The sequence below is a fragment of the Rufibacter ruber genome (genome assembly GCF_014138425.1).
Classification (GTDB): Bacteria; Bacteroidota; Bacteroidia; order Cytophagales; family Hymenobacteraceae; genus Nibribacter; species Nibribacter ruber_C.
In genome coordinates, this window is sequence record NZ_JACJIQ010000003.1 from 308,514 (window position 1) to 325,971 (window position 17,458).

The following is a 17,458-nucleotide window of genomic DNA, read 5'->3' on the forward strand; positions in this document are numbered from 1 at the left end:
TTCAAATCTATGACCACTACCACCGTACATGAGAATGCTGTCTTGCCTGAACTGGTGACAAAACATAAAACTGTTCTTGACCGGGCTGTTCAAGCCATTCATGAACGTACTTTCTTTTCCCAATACCCTGAGAACCCCTCGCCCGCCATATACGGCGAAGGAGCAGACCAGGCCGGATTGGAAGCTTACAAACAACTAACAGGAAAACACTTCAATGAGTTGCAGCAAGGAGAGCCGGCCGGTTGGGTTGGGCAGGAGGAGTCTCCGTATGAACAGGCGCCCATTGGGGTTTCTTACCCTTACTACCCGGTAGAGACGTTGGTGAAGAACGGGCAGAACACGTTTGACACGTGGCGCAAGGTAACTCCCGCACAGAGAGCCGCCTTGCTCATTGAAACCCTGGAGCGCGTCAAAAGCAGATTCTTTGAAATTGCCCATGCCACTATGCATACTACAGGGCAGGCCTTCATGATGTCTTTTCAGGCCTCTGGTCCGCACGCCGCTGACCGCGCCTTGGAGGCCGTTGCGGCAGGGTATGAGGAGCAGACCCGTTTCCCGGAACAGCAGGTATGGGAAAAGCCTATGGGAAAATACAGCCTGAAACTGCAGAAATCCTGGAAACCGGTACCCAAAGGCCTGGCACTGGTTATTGGTTGCTCCACCTTCCCCACCTGGAACACAGTGCCTGGCATGTATGCCAGTTTGGTCACCGGAAACCCCGTTCTTGTAAAGCCGCACCCCAAAGCGGTCTTGCCTATTGCCATTGTGGTGGCAGAGGTGCAAAAGGTGCTGGCAGAATGCGGTCTGGATCCGGCCATTTGCCAACTTGCCGTTGACCCTGCAGAAAAACTCATCACCAAAGAGCTGGCGGAGCACCCTCTGGTAAAAATAATTGACTACACCGGTGGCTCCGCTTTCGGCAACTACCTGGAAAGCCTTGCCAAAAAAACAGTGTTTACAGAAAAGGCCGGGGTGAATTCAGTGATTCTTGATTCTGTTGAAGACCTGGACAAGGTAATGCAGAACCTGGCCTTCTCTTTAACCTTATATTCCGGGCAGATGTGTACGGCCCCACAGAACTTCTTCATTCCGGAGGGTGGTATAACGGTTGCCGGTGTGCAGGTGCCTTATGAGGAGGTGGTTGCCAAATTAGGTGAAGCCGTTACGCAGGTGGTTAACAACCCCAAGGCGGGTCCGCATGTGCTGGGGGCTATCCAGAACCAGGTGACCCAACAGCGGGTGAAAGAGTTAAGCTCCCTGAAAGGGCGCAGCCTGCTTGATACCTGCGAGATCAGCAACCCCAGTTTTGAGAAGGCACGTATCTGCACCCCGGTTCTCTATGAAGTGAACAGTGAGGACAGAGAGGTGTACAGCCAAGAGTTGTTTGGGCCAATTGCGCTGGTCATTAAAACAAAGAACACCCAAGAATCTGTGGCGTTGGCCAAGGAAATGGCGTTAGAACACGGTGCTATTTCATGCGGCGCGTACACTACTGATCAGGAGATGAAGGAGCTGATCATGGACCAGATGGGGCTGGCGGGTACACCGGTGTCTTTTAACCTGACCGGCGGTATCTTCCTGAACCAGAACGCCAGTTTCTCTGACTTTCACGTGACGGGGGGGAACCCCGCTGGGAATGCTTCTTTCACAAACCCAGAATTTGTGATCAAGCGGTTCACCTGGGTAGGGTTTAGAGAGCCTGTTCAGCAATAACCGGCCATTCCCTTTACAACCTCTCTTGAACTCTGTTCCTGTTTTCGGCCTGTTTTTCAAAAAACAGGTCGAAAACAGGAACGTTTCATTTGTATTCTTAAGATTATTCCTGCTCAAGATGAGTTTGTCTATACAGGTTTTACCTCCTCCAAAAGCTGGAGAACCTATAAAAGAAATAGTTGAGCTACCCCTGAGGGCGCTGCTCCCCTTGCCAGATTGCACAAATGCTACTGCTCCTTACCGCTTACGCTATAAGGGAGGAGGCTTACTACTAAAACCTGTCCCATTTATGCAAGATGAAGAGTTATGGTTCTGCACGGGTAGGGGGCGCTCTGTTTCTGGCCTGTTTTTGGGAAAACAGGCCAAAAACAGGAAAGCATTCCAGCCTTCTGTTTGGGTGATTGCCATAGCCTGACATGGGCCGCCCTAAAATAGGAGAAAACATGAAGGCAAAATGGGCAGCCCCTTTCCTTCCTGAGCCTCATTTTAAAATATCCTTGTTAAAATTGGGTGTTAGCAGGAGAAAAAGTGAAAAGAGACTAATATTATTTTAAATACACCTGTTAAATTATAACTTACACCACGGTTGATTTTTAGCCTCAATAGGGAGCAGGGGAAGGGAAGTAATTTTACTCTTCTGTTAGCCTTTAAAGAAAGCTGCATGTTCACCGGCCTACAATACATTCCCCCTGTATTTTATCATAGAATAGAAAATTGTCTATATAACTTTGTATAGTTTTTAAGGTCACCAGCAGATGGGGAACATAAAGCAAAATAGGAGGGCGGCCACTTCTCATGACCTTATAGCCGGGGCTGTAGGAGATGCTGGGTTTGGGGGGGAAAACTATTACAAGTTGCTCTTTGAAAACAATCCGCTCCCAATGTGGGTGTTTGATACAGACAGCCTGCGGTTTTTAATGGTCAATAACTCAGCTGTCAGTCTGTATGGGTATTCTAAAGAAGAATTCCTGAAGATGACCATTAAGGACATCAGACCCCAGGAACAACTTACTGCCCTGATCAAAGAAGTCTCCAGCCAGAGAAATGACCTGAACCATGCCGGCGAATGGGTGCACCTTAAACGGGACGGTTCCTTGTTGTTTGTGGAGGTTTGCTCCCACGTGCTCCCCCCTGATAAAGGAATTGCCCGCCGGTTAGTGGTGGCCAATGACATTACTGCCCGTAAGCAGGCCGAACTGCAGTTGCGGGAATCAGAAACAAAGGCACAGACCATTCTCAACAACATTGTAGAAATAGTTTTCTCTTTCAACGGGAACATGGAGATGATCTATGTGAGCCCGCAATGCAATTCTATTCTAGGGTATTCTCCAGAAGATTTCTACCAGGACAAGTACTTGTGGTTCAATCTGGTTCACCCGGCAGACCGTCATCTGTTTGAGGCTGCCCTGCCCAACATTAAAAAATCAAGTGAACAGTTCCAGTTGGAGTACCGGATCAGGACAATCAACGGGGAGGAGAAGTGGGCTATCACCCATTGCTCGGCTATCTTAGATGAAAAGGGCGTGATGGTACGGCTCAACGGGAGCCTGAGTGATATAACCGCCCGCAAAAAGGCAGAGGAAGGCCTTAAATTCTCTGACTTTTCCATTGAAAGGGCATCTGAGGCATTTATCTGGGTCAAACCTGATTCAGGCATTCTACGGGTGAACCGCGCCTGCTGCAAATTATTAGGGTACGCGGCCGAGGAACTGGAGCAGTTAACCATGTTTGACATTGCCCCCATGTTTGAGGCCAATGAGTGGCAGGGGCACTGGCAGCTGCTGGAGAACCAAAAAAGCCTGACATTAGAGACTTTTCTCATCTCCAGCAACGGGGAGCTGCACCCGGTAGAAATGCATTGGAACCACTTTGTCTACAACCGGCAGAGTTACAGCTTTACCTCCATCAGGGAGATAGGGGAGCGCAAGAAGGCAGAGCAGGAAAAAGCCACCCTCACAGAAGAAACAGCACGGCAAAACAAACACCTGCAGCAGTTCGCCTATATAGTGTCTCACAACCTTAGGGCCCCAGTAGCCAACATAGTAGGCCTTACCAGCCTCTACAACAGGGTAAATCCGCTTGACCCTATCAATAGCGTGCTGATCAGTAAACTGGAGAAAACCAGCCTTCGGTTAGACGCAACCATCAAAGACTTAAATGAGATTCTCACTATCAGAAGCCAGGCTGATCAGAAGATGGAGGTGGTAGACCTCAAGGAGAGCCTCAAAGATGTGCTGGAAAGCCTGGCCCTGCAAATTAGCGGCTGTGATGCCCTTGTTACCTCAGATTTTTATGAGGGGAGAGAGGTTTTGGGGGTGAAAGGGTATGTGAACAGTATTTTTTTGAATCTGATCTCCAACGCTATAAAGTATAGAGACCCTAATCGCCGTTTGGAAATTCATATTAAAACTGTATTTTCAGATTCCTATTTGTGTCTGCTGCTGAAAGACAACGGGTTGGGAATAGATTTAACAAAACAGCGGCATAAAGTCTTTGGGCTGTACCGGCGGTTTCACCCCTATATTGAAGGCAAAGGCCTGGGGCTGCACATGGTAAAGACCCAGGTAGAGACGCTGGGCGGCTGGGTAGACCTGGATAGTGCCGTAGGAGAGGGTTCAACATTTAAGATATTTTTACAAGCGCCACCAAAAGATGAGTAAGTATCAAAAAGTCTTTTTGATTGATGATGATGAGATCCATAACTTCCTGTGTGAAAGCGTGATCAAAAATCAGCAGTTTGCTGAATCGGTATCCAGCTTTTTATGGGCAGAAGAGGCGCTAGACACCCTGTCAAAGATTGTGGCTGAAAACCCGGAGGATTTTCCGGAGATTATCTTTCTGGATATCAACATGCCCGGTATGGACGGCTGGGAGTTTATTGAGGAATACCGCAAGCTCCCTGAGCACCTGACCCAGGACTGCCTTTTGTTTGTCTTGTCCTCAGCCGTAGATAAGAATGACATTACCCATGCCAAGAACCTTCTAGAGGTGAGGGATTTCTTCTCAAAACCACTGACCTCAGATATTCTCAATATCATTACGGAACAGCACTCCGTGCAATAAGGAGGTTAGCTGACCAAAAAGAAGCAGGCGGAGATTCATCAAATCTCCGCCTGCTTCTTTTTAGGGTCTTCTGCTCTAACGGCTAATATGAACAACGCGCGAGGCCGTTGGCCGAAGGGTGACGTTTATACCTTGTTAGCGGTAGGCTTTTTTTACAATTCTTTGACTTGCGTCTCCAAGTCTTCTATATCTTCAAACTTTTGCAAGTCAAGGTTCTTGCCAGAGCTTTTCAATTCCGCTATTATTTCAAGTATAAGGTCAAATGGCTCAACTTCATGGCCGAACATGTTCTGGTCAAAATTAGTCCCTATCAGAAGTCCGTCATTGTTCATGCCTACACACCAGTTTTCCAAAAATTCTGAGAGAGGTATTTCAGTTGGTGTATAGTTTGCCCATCCGTCCTTAGCGCAGGCCTTTGCCAATGCCTTTTCTGACCAGAAGCAAATCATCTGTATAGGATTTTCATCCTCGTCCTCGTAATCGTTTGAGCTTGACGTAGCGAACCCTTCTTCACTTTCAAGTCCAATGACAATTTCTGTTTCGCAAATCTTTTTAATGAATCGCTCGTGTCTTTGAGGGATAATCAAAGAATCCTGTATCATTTCATTTTTTAAGATTACCGCTAACTACAGTGTAGTCCCAGGTAGAACGCCTGTTACTGTAATGGCCAGCCTGGCTCTCTGAACTAGCCTACAGGTTTCTGTTTTCGGCCTGTTTTTAGGAAAATAGCCCTAAAACAGAAACTGAGAGTTTCAACCGTATAAAAAGAGTTGCCTGTTCCCAGGATTTTAAAAGAGTTTCCTGATTCCTTCGCCTAGCTCCTCCAGGCTTTTCTTGATTTCCTGCCAGGTGCTCTCAGTGGCCGTAGAGGAGCTTTCTAGCTTTTGCGCAATCAGAGTGCGTTTGGCCTCTAAGGCCGAAATGTGCTCATGGTAGGTGTGGTTAGAGTCGGCGGTGGTGGCGTTGGCCCGGCCTTTCAGCACTTTTATCTTGGCGTCCAGTTCCTCTAAACTTTGTCTGGCCTCCTTCTCGTTTAAGTGTTCTGGGGCCCGCATGTTCTCCGGGCGAAGGTTATAAGTATCCATAGTTTTTCGGTTTAAGGTTCTGTGGTTGCATTTAAATTACTGGCAATCGGTAAAAATGTTCTGCTTTGCCTACATTTGCCTAAATGCCTTTTGGGTAACGTCTAAGAAGTAGGGCAGGTTGGGCGTTGCGCGGCAATAGAAATCCGTAAGGCTGCCTGGAAGTTGTCACCAGCCTGGAGTAGGCCAGCTTGCTTTTCTGTTTTTGGCCTACTTTTTAAAAAACAGGCCAAAAACGAAAGACATTCCTTGTCCAGTAAAACTCGTAAAGCAAAGCCCAAGTGTTAGGAGAGGGCTTCCAGAACTTTTGATCAGCTTCAGAATGCAGGTATGGGGCTCAAAAGAGGCATAGAAAGTGCATTACTATTTAGTTAAGGGTACAGTTAAAACAAATACGGGCCCCTGGCCACCCGCGCCATTTTTTCGTTATATATTAAAGCATGAAGAATAAGCAGGACAGGATAAAACACTCCCCCACGCTGGCCATTTTGGGCCAGTCGCCCCGCATAGTGTCTTTTCTTGATTCGTTCCTTCTTTACTTTAGCAGTTTCGGGCTGTTGCTTTTTCTGTATGACATTGGCTTTGAAAAAGAAGAGTCCTCCTCAACGCTGCTTCATTACTTCTACCATGCCTTCTTCCTGACAGTTCTGGGAAGTTTGGGGGTGAGAACCTACCTCATGCGGAAGGAGCTGTCCAGACGCCCTTCCCTTATTTTTGAAGGTTTGTTGCTGTCTTTTATGGCAGTGGCGGTTATTGCCCGTTTTATACTGAAGAATCAGATCACCAGTGCCAGTACCCTCTTGCGGTTCTTTGACAGTGAGCAAGTCATCTACTTTGTTATTTTCTATGTCTTTCTGGTAGAGATCTCTAAGAAGACATTGCTTTTCTACCGTCCCTCTTTTCATCCGGCGCAGTTGTTTATCCTGAGTTTTGTCTTTCTGGTGGCGGTGGGTACCGGGCTGCTGCTCCTGCCGCAGGCCACGTATGAAGGGATTTCGTTTATTGATGCGGTGTTCACCGCCACCAGCGCCGTTTGCGTGACCGGTTTGATCACCCTTGACACGGCCACGGTGTTTACGCCTACGGGCAAGGTGATGATCCTTATTCTGATTCAAGTGGGCGGGCTGGGCATTATGACCTTTGCCAGTTTCTTTGGGATCTTTTTCAAAGGTTCCTCCCTGCAGAGTTCCCTGTTCATGCGGGACTGGCTCAATGAAGACAACCTGAGCCAGATTACCAGAACCCTTTTCAAAATAGTCACCATTACCCTGGGCATTGAACTGCTGGGCGCGGGCTTGATTTATCTCTGCCTGGAACCCCTGTCCAGTGAGCTGATGCCAGACAGGATCAGCTTTTCCCTCTTCCATGCGGTCTCTGCCTTCTGTAATGCCGGCTTTTCTACCCTCAGCATGGGGCTTTATGACCCCATGATCCGGTTTAACTACCCGCTGCAGTTGGTTATTGCCTTTCTGGTGATCATGGGGGGGTTAGGGTTTCCAATTGTTTTTAACCTGTACCGGTTTGTGCGGCAGTTGTTCCTTCGCCTGTACAACAGATTCCGTAATCAAAGAACGGTAAAGCATACTCCGCGGGTGCTGAATGTAAACACCCTTCTGGTCACAATCACCACGCTGGTGCTGCTGGTGGTGGGCATGGTGCTGTATTTTCTGCTGGAATACAACAACACCCTGGCAGAGCACACCTTGGCCGGTAAGATAGTGGGGGCATTTTTTGGTTCGGTTACTCCCCGTACCGCTGGTTTCAATACCGTTGATATGGCGGCCTTGACCGCTCCCACGGTTCTGCTGTATCTCCTTTTAATGTGGATAGGGGCTTCCCCTGCCTCTGTGGGGGGCGGTATTAAAACCACCACGTTTGCAGTTGCCATTCTCAATATTATCAGCCTGGCCCGGGGCAAAGACCGGGTAGAGGTGTTCAGGCGTGAAATTGAGCAGGAGTCTGTCTACAAAGCTTTCGCCATCATTCTGCTGTCCTTGCTGGTGATTGGCCTTTCTGTCTTCCTGGTGACGCTCTTTGACCCGCAGCTGGGGTTGGCGGCCGTGGCTTTTGAGTGTTTTTCAGGCTTTAGCACGGTGGGGCTTTCAGTGGGGATCACCTCCCTGTTGAGCACCCCCAGCAAAGTTGTTTTGATTGTAACCATGTTTTTAGGGAGAGTGGGCACCCTGACCCTCATCATTGGTTTGTTGAGAAAGGTTTCAACGCTGCGGTACCGCTATCCCACAGAAACCATCATTATCACGTAAAAATTTGCGCTATGCGATACATTGTCATAGGATTAGGATACTTTGGGTCCTCCCTCTCCATCCGGCTCACCGAAATGGGGCATGAGGTCATTGCCGTGGACCGGGATATGCAGAAGGTGGAGTTCTACAAAGACCAGGTGACGCACACGGTTTGTCTGGATGCCAGTGATTTCCAGTCGCTTTCTACCTTGCCTACCGCTGAGACAGACGTGGTGCTGGTGGGCATAGGCGAGGATTTAGGCGCTTCTGTCATGGCTACCGCTATTTTTAAGCAGTTGCAGGTGAAACGCCTGATCTGCCGTGCCATTTCTCCGCTGCACCAGACCGTGTTAGAGGCCATAGGGGTAGATCAGATTATCAGGCCGGAGCAGGAAAGTGCAGAGCGGCTGGCCAAGAAGCTGGAGATGCGCGGGGTGATTGATTCGTTTGACCTGGCAGAAGACTACAACATCATTGAAGCCACCGTGCCTGAGCGGTATGTGGGCTTAACCATAGCTCAGTCAGACTTCAGGGCGCGCTACCAGGTCAACGTGCTGACCATTCTGCGCAACAAGGAGAGCCGGAACATCTTTGGCCGGTCCCAGCCTAAGCCAACCGTTTTGGGGGTGGTGAGTGGTGACACCGTCTTTGAGGCAGGAGACATTCTGGTGGTATTTGGCAAAATTCAAGACATTGACCGGTTGCTGCATGAAAGGTAGTTCCACTTTTCAGCTAGGCTGATCTTACGCCATAATGAAGTTTGGAGCGGGTTCTGTTTTCGGGCTGTTTTTGCAAAAACAGCCCGAAAACAGAACCCGTTTGCCTGGCGTGATACCCAGATTATATCCGGAAAGAAGGCTTTGTGCGTACAATAGAGGAGCAAACTACCTCAAGTACATGAAGCACATTGTCTCTGCCGCGTCTTTTACCCGTCTGTTTTTCCTGTTTAGAATTATACTTCCCGTATTGCTTTGGGCCAGCCTGCAAGCAGGGGTTTTGGCTCAATACAGGCCACATGAGCAGTTGGGCCCGTTGTTTAAGGCAGTTCAGCTGCAGCCGGTCTTTCCAGATTCTAAAACGTTCACTGACTGTATTCCCAAGGCACCTCCTGAGAAAATCCTGCAGGCGTATGAACAGGAAAAAAGTAAAGCAGGATTTGACCTGAAAGGCTTTGTGCTGACCTATTTTGAGATGCCGCCCGCCTTTGCCACCAACTTCCAATCAGACCCCAGTAGACCCGTGGCAGACCATATAAAAAGCCTTTGGCCCGTGCTCACCCGGCAGCCCAGCCCTGAGCAGAGTTCCCTGATTCCGTTGCCCAAGCCCTATGTGGTTCCTGGCGGAAGGTTTAGGGAAATCTACTATTGGGACTCCTACTTTACCATGCTGGGGCTCCAGGAGAGCGGAGAGGTAGCGCTTATACAGCACATGGTAGATAATTTCGCCTACCTGATCAATACCGTTGGGCACATCCCCAACGGCAACCGCAGTTACTATGTAAGCAGGTCTCAACCGCCCTTCTTTGCTTTGATGTTGCGAATTCTGGCGAAGGAAAAAGGGCGGGAGGTTTTAACGTCTTACGCTCCCGTGCTCTTGAAAGAGTATGCCTTCTGGATGGAGGGGGCCAAAAGTTTGAGCAGTGAGAACCCAGCCCATAGAAGGGTGGTCAGGCTCCCAGACGGGAGCATCCTAAACCGGTACTGGGATGATGACCTTTCCCCCAGGCCAGAAGCCTACAAGGAAGATGTAGAGGTGGCCCACGCCTCCGGCCGAAACGAGCAGGAGGTGTACCGGGACCTGAGAGCCGCCGCAGAATCTGGCTGGGATTTTAGCAGCAGGTGGTTTGGAGATGGTAAAAGCCTTGCTGCCATCAGGACAACGGAGTTGGTACCGGTTGATTTAAACTGCCTACTCTACCACATGGAGCTCACGCTGGCAGATATGGCCCATTTGCAAGATAACAAGTCTAAGGAGCGTCACTACCGGCGTATGGCAGAAGCCCGCAGAAACGCAATTTTAAAATACTGCTGGAGTGAGGCCGGGGCGTTTTTCTTTGACTATGATTTGAAAAAGCAAACTACGTCAAACGTGGCTACCCTGGCCGGGGTGGCGCCTCTGTTTTTCTGCATCGCCACAAAAGCCCAGGCCGAGGCGGTGGCCCAACGTTTAAAGGATGAATTTCTGCAGCAGGGGGGGCTTGCCACCACCTTGAACCATACGGGCCAGCAATGGGATGCCCCAAACGGATGGGCCCCGCTGCAATGGATGAGCATTCAAGGGTTAAGGGCATACAAGCATCACCCACTCGCCAATACCATTGCCCAGCGTTGGGTTGAGCAGAATGTGCAGGTGTACCAGCGTACCGGTAAACTAACCGAGAAATATAACGTGGAGGTTGCTGGTGAAGAGGGCGGTGGGGGAGAGTACCCTAACCAAGATGGGTTTGGCTGGACTAACGGCGTACTGCTTCGGCTTCTGCAAAAGCAGGCAACAATGAAATAACAGTGTTTTGCAAAAGCTTCTCAAAAACTAGGATTATCTTTTGAATCAAGGCGAAAGCGTAACGTTTTGGCTAGGACAGAGTACCTTAGAAGATAGGTCAGGAGGGAAAGGGAAGTGGAGAAGCAAGTGCCTCAGTACAATTCAACCCATTCTTTATGATCCGTCAACTCATCAATTTAACAGTTTTTAAGAATTTCTTCAGGTCAGCCTCCGCAGGAGGGTTCATTCTCCTGTTTTTTGTAGCGGTTTCTCTTCTTGTTGCCAATTCTCCTTTAAGCAGCCAACTGGAAACGCTTCTTGCCACTGAAATAGGGGGGAGGCCGGCCGGGATAGACCTTCAGTACTCCCTGCTTTTGTGGGTGAATGACGGTTTAATGGCAATTTTCTTTTTACTGGTAGGCCTGGAGATTAAGCGGGAGCTGATAGAAGGGGAGCTTGCTTCTGTCAGGCAGGCGTCTTTGCCCGTTTTAGCGGCCATAGGCGGGGTGGTTGTGCCCGCTTTGATATACCATGCCATTAACAACAACTCTGAAACCGCAGCCGGCTGGGGAATTCCAATGGCTACTGATATTGCCTTTGCCATAGGCATTCTCTCTATTTTAGGCCGGCGGGTGCCCTTGGGCCTCCGCATATTCTTAACCGCACTGGCCATTGTAGATGATCTGGTGGCGATTGTAGTGATTGCCGTATTCTATTCAGAAGAGCTGCATGTAGATGCGCTGCTTTATGCTGGGGGAATCTTTGCCTTACTCATTGTCTTCAATAAACTGGGTATCAAAAGCCTGGTCTTTTACCTGATCCCCGGAGCCGTCATGTGGTATTTTGTGCACCACTCAGGGGTTCATGCCACTATTGCTGGCGTACTGACGGCCCTTACGGTACCTACCAACCCCACCGCCGACGAAAGTCCGCTGGAGAAGCTGGAGCATGCCATTGTAAAGCCGGTCAATTTCTTGATCATGCCCATCTTTGCATTTGTGAATACCAACATACAGTTTGAGGCCGGAATGCTGCAGGGGTTAACAAACAAACTAGGCTTGGGTATTCTGTTGGGGCTGTGCCTGGGCAAGCCTTTGGGCATTTTGGTAATGTCATGGCTGGCGGTGAAACTTAAGATCAGCAGTCTTCCTGAGGGGGTGCAGTGGGGGCAGATGCTGGGGGTGGGGCTATTGGCTGGCGTGGGTTTCACCATGTCTATCTTTATTGCGCTGCTTTCCTTCAGTAACCAGGAATGGCAGACCAATGCCAAGTTTGCTATTCTGGTGGCCTCCCTTATCAGCGGATTGGCAGGCTTTTTAGTCTTAAAGAAAGCCATTGGCAATCTGAAGGCATAAAAACGCTTTGTAATTCTTAGGGACAGCCGCTGTCAATTAGACCCGTCACTTGTGGGCCAACCGCTTATGTCTCTGTTAAGGGTATTCTGTTTTAGGCCTGTTTTTTAGAAAACAGGCCTAAAACAGAACCGGAAACTCATCAAATAAAGTGTCCACTAATCTTTCTCTTACTTCTACCTGCCTTAAAAGACAGTAATACTTCATTTTTTTATGATAAACATAGTTACCTAAATGGCTCCTGATGCCGTAGTTTTTAAAGCCAGTATTATGGTTGATAATGGAGAAGGATTATTAAAGTGCAATTACTAAACATAATAAAAATAACGTTTATAGGAGGTGCTTGAAATGGATAAAATATGATTATGTATAGTTAAAATTCAATTTATAGAATAGTTTATTGACTTAAATAAATAACAGAGCTATCTTTATAAAACTATTTATTTTATAAAAAATCAAACAGGAAAACTGTAAATATACCAATAGGAGTACTATGGCTTTCAATGTAAGGGATCAAATCATGTGCAATAGGTTTGACTTAATTTGTGCCATTGGTATAGACGGTAACATTCTACAAGTCAGTGAAGCTGCTGTTCCCATTCTAGGGTATGATTCAAAAGAATTGGAAGGCACCTCTTTCATAACCCATGTGCACCCGCGTGATCAGAAGAAGACCGGGCAATACCTGGAGCAGATAGAGAATGGAAAGACACCCAAAGACTTTTTAGAGAATTGTTTACTACAGAGAAATGGTGCGCCAGTTAACCTGATATGGTCTTTCTCCTGGCTGGAAGAAGATCAGGCGCACTTTGGTATAGGGCGTAAGACAGCAGAGCAGAGCCAAACCCATCAACAGCTTCGCAAGCAGGAGGAGCTTCACAAGGCATTGATGGAAAGCGGAGCAGATATGTTTGCCCTGGTAGACCCACAGGGAGGGATCCTTCACTGCGGGGGAGCTGTTTTTCGCACGCTGGGTTATGGGTTAGAAGAGTTGCTTGGCAGAAATGTCTTAAGTTTTGTGCACCCAGAAGACCAGCCCAGGATCTTAGATATTTTCCGACAGCTTTCAGAAGAAGAGAATACCTCTGTCATTGAATTCAGATGTAAGACTGCAAGCGGCAACTGGGTGTGGGTAGAAACCATTGGGAGAAATCAGTTGCAGAACCCCTATATCAATGCGCTGGTGCTAAGCTCACGGGAAATAACGGAGAGAATCTACCATAGGGAGCAGCTGCAGCAACGTGAGCAGCAATTCAGGGCTCTGTTTGAGAATAACCCAGATATGATTCTGGTAGAAGACCGGAACGGGAACATTCTAGAAGCCAATCCCACTTTTCTGGACACGCTGCACTTGTCAAAGGAGGAAGTGGTGAACAGGCACCAGTCTGAATTTTTGCCCCCCGAGGTGGCCCCCGTTTGTGAGCAGAAACTGCGGGAAGCCTTTGAGGGGAATAAAGTCTCCTGTGAGATAGAATTGCCGGGGGGGAGCGGGCAAAAAGTTATCTTACACCTGAGCAAAATCCCTATTGTGGTGGGGGAAGAAGTAATGGCGGTGTATGCTGTTTTACGGGATGTCTCAGAGGTGGCGTTGGCCCAAAGAACCATTCAGAAACAGGCGTCTGAGTTGAAAAATGTTTTTGAAAGCATAACAGATGCTTTTTTCGCCGTTGACAAGCACTGGAATTTTATCTTTATCAACGATCAGTTCAGACAACTCCTCAACCTTTCCCCAGGAGGAGACCAATTAGGTAAAAACTTATGGGATGTGTTTCCTGAGGACCTGGGCGGGCAGTTTTACAGGCAGTACCAGTATGCCATGGCCACGGGAACCACGGTGCATTTTGAGGCTTTCCTGGAGAAGCTGGGAGCTTGGTTAGAAGTAAAAGCATATCCTTCTGAAGAGGGGCTGTCAGTTTACTTCTCAGATATCACAGAGCAGATAAAGTCACGCCAGGAGTTGGAAAAGCTCTCTCTGGTAGCCAGCAAGACCAGCAACGGCGTTATGATTGCAGATGCAGAAGGCCGGGCCGAATGGATTAACCAGGCCTTTACCAATATCACGGGCTATGAGCTGGAGGAGGTAGTGGGTGAATTTCCCTTAGAGCTGTTAAAGGGGCCGGAGACAGACGGGCATGTGCTAGATCAGATGTTAGAAAAACTGAAGCTTGCGCAGCCCGTTTCTGAAGAAGTCCTCAATTACTGCAAAAACGGGGAGAAGATTTGGCTGAACCTGGATATCACCCCGGTTTTAGATGAAAATGGGCAGATTGCAAAGTTCATCACCATACAAACAGATGTGACCTTCAGAAAAGAGATTGAGGCCAGCCAGATTAAAATGACCCAGGACCTGTTCCACCAAAACAGAGACCTGCAACAGTTTACCTACATTGTGTCACATAACCTGCGGGCGCCAGTGGCCAATGCGTTGGGCCTGGCAGATTTGCTCACCAAAGTAGACAAAACCTCTGACGTCTTTGAACAGGCGCTGGCCAACCTCAAAAAAAGCGTATTTAAATTAGACACCATTCTCAGGGACCTGAGTCTGGTGCTTTCCATCAGAGACAAACAGGAGGTGCTTGAAAAAGAACCGGTGAGTCTGGCTGATATCTGTGAGCAGGCCTGGCAGAATTTTCAGGAGTCATTGAGCGGCTGCGGCGGTTCCATGCGGTTTGACATAGAGACTGGTCTGTCAGTGAAGGCAGACCGCGCCTACCTGTTCAGCATCTTCTATAACCTCATCTCCAATGCCATCAAATACCGGTCAGACCACAGGCCGTTGCAAATTGAAGTCAAAGCTTACCACATTCCTGAGGGGAAGACTATCATTTTCTCTGATAACGGCACTGGTTTTGACCAGGCAAAAGCCGGGAACAATGTCTTTAAACTTTATAAGAGGTTTCATACAAACAAACAGGGCAGGGGCATAGGCCTCTACCTTGTGAAAACCCAGGTAGAGGCCATGGGTGGGAAGATTGCCGTTGAAAGTAAATTGAATGAAGGAACCCGTTTTATAATCACCCTGAGTTAAGCATACCCATGAAAACATTTTTAATTGATGATGATCCCATCAGTCTTTTTCTGACAGAACAACTACTATCCCTGGAAGGGCTGGGTGCTCAGGTGGTTCCCTTTGGATCTGCAGAAGAGGCGTTCCTGGCCGTGGTGCAGGCCCTTCCGCATAAAGCCCCCATGCTGGTATTTTTAGATTTAGAGATGCCGGTCTTGAACGGGTGGGAGTTTTTAAAAGCGTTAGAGCCGTACACCCCTGTCTTAGCGCAGACCAGCAGGTTCTATATTCTAACATCATCGTTGGCCAAGTCTGATCTGGAAAAATGCAATGAGTTCCCGCTGGTGCAACGGCTCCTGCACAAGCCGCTCAAGCAGGAAGACATTGCCCTTATCTTAGAGGAAATGCAATCCAGCCAGTTACAGGCCGAGCTGCAGGCTTGACGTTTTGGGGCTGTTTTTCAGAAAACAGCCCCAAAACGGATATTGAGAAGGTATGGGTGCTGAGTTCCTTCCCCTGTGTTTCTATCTGCAAGTGAAGAATATACAACAAGGGGAACTAAATAGTATCTTTGCGTCCTTATTTTCCCAAAAAGATGATTTCAGTTGACGCAGTATCTGTTGAGTTCAACGGCTCAGCGCTTTTCAGTAACGTAACGTTCAATATCAATGAAACCGACCGCATTGCCCTTATGGGGAAGAACGGGGCCGGAAAATCAACCCTCCTGAAAATTATTGCCGGGGTGAACAAGCCCACCAAAGGCAAAGTGTCTGCGCCCAAAGATGCGGTCATTGCCTACCTGCCCCAGCACCTGCTCACAGAAGACAACTGTACCGTGTTTGAAGAGGCGTCTAAAGCCTTTGCCAATATCCTGGAGATGAAGGCGAAGATGGAGGACCTGAACACCCAACTGGAGACGCGTACAGACTATGAGTCTGACGGGTACATGAAACTCATTGAAGAGGTCTCAGAGCTGAGTGAAAAATACTATTCCATTGAGGAGATCAACTTTGACGCCGAAGTAGAAAAGACCCTTTTGGGGCTTGGTTTCCTGCGGCCAGACTTTGCCCGTTCCACCCGGGAATTCAGCGGGGGCTGGCGCATGCGCATTGAGCTGGCCAAGATCCTGTTGCAGAAGCCAGATTTGATTCTGCTAGATGAGCCTACCAACCACCTTGACATTGAATCTGTGCAGTGGCTGGAAGATTTTCTGGTAAACAACGCCAAAGCGGTGATAGTCATCTCCCATGACAAAGCCTTTGTAGACAATATCACCAACCGTACCATTGAAGTGACCATGGGCCGGATCTATGATTACAAGGTGCCATACACCCAGTACCTGCAGCTGCGCAAAGAGCGGCGGGAGCAGCAGCAGCGCCAGTATGATGATCAGCAAAAAGAGATAGCAGAAATCACCGCGTTCATTGAGCGTTTCAAAGGAACTTACTCTAAAACCCTGCAGGTGCAGTCACGGGTGAAAATGCTGGAGAAGATTGAAATCATTCAGGTAGACGAGGTAGATACTTCTGCCCTGAACCTGAAGTTTCCGCCAGCGCCCCGTTCCGGGAATTACCCCGTTATTGTAGACGGCCTTACTAAGAAGTACGGGGAGCATACGGTGTTTCAGGACGCTTCCCTTACCATTGAGCGGGGCCAGAAGGTGGCCTTTGTAGGGAAGAACGGGGAAGGGAAGTCTACGCTGATTAAAGCCATCATGGGCGAGATTGACTATGAGGGGCAGCTTCAGTTAGGGCACAACTCCATGATCGGGTATTTTGCGCAGAACCAGGCGGCCTTGCTGGATGAAGACCTTACCATCTTCCAGACCATAGACCAAATTGCCGTGGGGGAAATCAGGACCAAAATCAAAGACATCCTGGGCGCGTTCATGTTCAGTGGTGATGCCATTGACAAGAAGGTGAAAATGCTCTCTGGGGGCGAGAAGACCAGATTGGCCATGATAAAGCTTCTGTTGCAGCCGGTAAACCTGCTGATTCTGGATGAGCCCACCAACCATTTGGACATTAAAACCAAAGATATCCTGAAAGATGCCCTCAAAGCCTTTGACGGCACGTTAATCCTGGTTTCCCATGACCGCGATTTTCTGGACGGTTTAGCTGAAAAAGTGTTTGAGTTTGGCAACAAACGCATAAAAGAGCACTTTGAGGACATTAACGGCTTCCTGAGAAACAAAAAAATGGAAAACCTGAGGGACATTGAAAGAAAAGTGACTGCGTAATTTTCACCTTTGCAAAACATGGAAGAGGGCAGCCCCGCAAGGGCTGCCCTCTTCCATGTTTTGCAAAGGTGCTAAGTTTTGTAGAAGTTGCGGAGGCCTGACAAGTGAGTCATAAAGGCCTGACAGCCAGTTTTCTGAGATCCATAAAGAGTTGGTGCCAAGGTGGTAAACGTAGAAGGACAGGTTTGGGATCTGGTTCCGTTCAGCATGACAGAGGATGAACTAGTAAGCTCCAAAACTTTTGAATGTTAATAAAAAATTGAAGAAAGTTTAAAGGG

13 protein-coding genes are annotated in these 17,458 nt (G+C 48.4%); 11 read left to right on the plus strand and 2 right to left on the minus strand.

All coding sequences use genetic code 11. The annotated features are described in order from the left end of the window. Positions 1–9 precede the first annotated feature (9 nt). The 4 genes from paaN to FHS90_RS05495 all read left to right on the plus strand — a co-directional run bounded on the left by paaN (position 10) and on the right by FHS90_RS05495 (position 4,776). A complete protein-coding gene (gene paaN / locus FHS90_RS05480) occupies positions 10–1,713 on the plus strand; it encodes a phenylacetic acid degradation protein PaaN (RefSeq protein WP_182512281.1) in 1,704 nt (567 codons plus the stop codon). A gap of 25 nt (positions 1,714–1,738) precedes the next feature. Further along, positions 1,739–2,128 (plus strand): hypothetical protein, encoded by a 390-nt coding sequence (locus FHS90_RS05485; protein WP_182512283.1) that lies wholly within the window; start codon positions 1,739–1,741, stop codon positions 2,126–2,128. A 340-nt stretch (positions 2,129–2,468) separates the two neighbouring features. Continuing rightward, a complete protein-coding gene (locus tag FHS90_RS05490; protein WP_281367869.1) occupies positions 2,469–4,373 on the plus strand; it encodes a PAS domain-containing sensor histidine kinase in 1,905 nt (634 codons plus the stop codon). Continuing rightward, positions 4,366–4,776 carry a response regulator gene (locus FHS90_RS05495; RefSeq protein WP_182512287.1) on the plus strand — a complete coding sequence of 137 codons (411 nt, stop codon included), beginning with the start codon at positions 4,366–4,368 and terminating at the stop codon, positions 4,774–4,776. The genes FHS90_RS05490 and FHS90_RS05495 overlap by 8 nt, the downstream gene beginning before the upstream one ends. A 152-nt stretch (positions 4,777–4,928) precedes the next feature. On the opposite strand, the gene FHS90_RS05500 is transcribed toward FHS90_RS05495, so the two are convergent. Then, entirely contained in the window at positions 4,929–5,378 is a 450-nt protein-coding gene (locus FHS90_RS05500) for a DUF2750 domain-containing protein (RefSeq protein ID WP_182512288.1), read from the minus strand. 186 nt (positions 5,379–5,564) lie between these two features. Next, positions 5,565–5,861: a sll1863 family stress response protein gene (locus FHS90_RS05505; protein ID WP_066833463.1), complete on the minus strand. Its 297-nt coding sequence runs from the start codon at positions 5,859–5,861 to the stop codon at positions 5,565–5,567. A gap of 437 nt (positions 5,862–6,298) precedes the next feature. Between FHS90_RS05505 and FHS90_RS05510 the strand changes: the two genes are divergently transcribed. The 7 genes from FHS90_RS05510 (at position 6,299) to FHS90_RS05540 (ending at position 17,180) form a co-directional block, all read left to right on the plus strand. Continuing rightward, complete coding sequence (locus FHS90_RS05510; protein WP_153042655.1) at positions 6,299–8,122, plus strand: TrkH family potassium uptake protein; 1,824 nt, start codon at positions 6,299–6,301, stop codon at positions 8,120–8,122. An 11-nt stretch (positions 8,123–8,133) separates the two neighbouring features. After that, complete coding sequence (locus FHS90_RS05515; RefSeq protein ID WP_066833460.1) at positions 8,134–8,820, plus strand: potassium channel family protein; 687 nt, start codon at positions 8,134–8,136, stop codon at positions 8,818–8,820. Positions 8,821–8,998: 178 nt separating this feature from the next. Next, positions 8,999–10,603: an alpha,alpha-trehalase TreF gene (gene treF / locus FHS90_RS05520; RefSeq protein ID WP_182512289.1), complete on the plus strand. Its 1,605-nt coding sequence runs from the start codon at positions 8,999–9,001 to the stop codon at positions 10,601–10,603. Between the two features lie 155 nt (positions 10,604–10,758). Then, entirely contained in the window at positions 10,759–11,937 is a 1,179-nt protein-coding gene (gene nhaA / locus FHS90_RS05525; RefSeq protein ID WP_182512290.1) for a Na+/H+ antiporter NhaA, read from the plus strand. 490 nt (positions 11,938–12,427) lie between these two features. Continuing rightward, positions 12,428–14,962 carry a PAS domain-containing sensor histidine kinase gene (locus tag FHS90_RS05530; protein ID WP_182512291.1) on the plus strand — a complete coding sequence of 845 codons (2,535 nt, stop codon included), beginning with the start codon at positions 12,428–12,430 and terminating at the stop codon, positions 14,960–14,962. 8 nt (positions 14,963–14,970) lie between these two features. After that, a complete protein-coding gene (locus FHS90_RS05535; protein WP_066833452.1) occupies positions 14,971–15,384 on the plus strand; it encodes a response regulator in 414 nt (137 codons plus the stop codon). Positions 15,385–15,536: 152 nt separating this feature from the next. Then, positions 15,537–17,180, plus strand: coding sequence for an ABC-F family ATP-binding cassette domain-containing protein (locus tag FHS90_RS05540; RefSeq protein WP_066833450.1), 1,644 nt, complete (start codon positions 15,537–15,539; stop codon positions 17,178–17,180). Positions 17,181–17,458 lie beyond the last annotated feature (278 nt).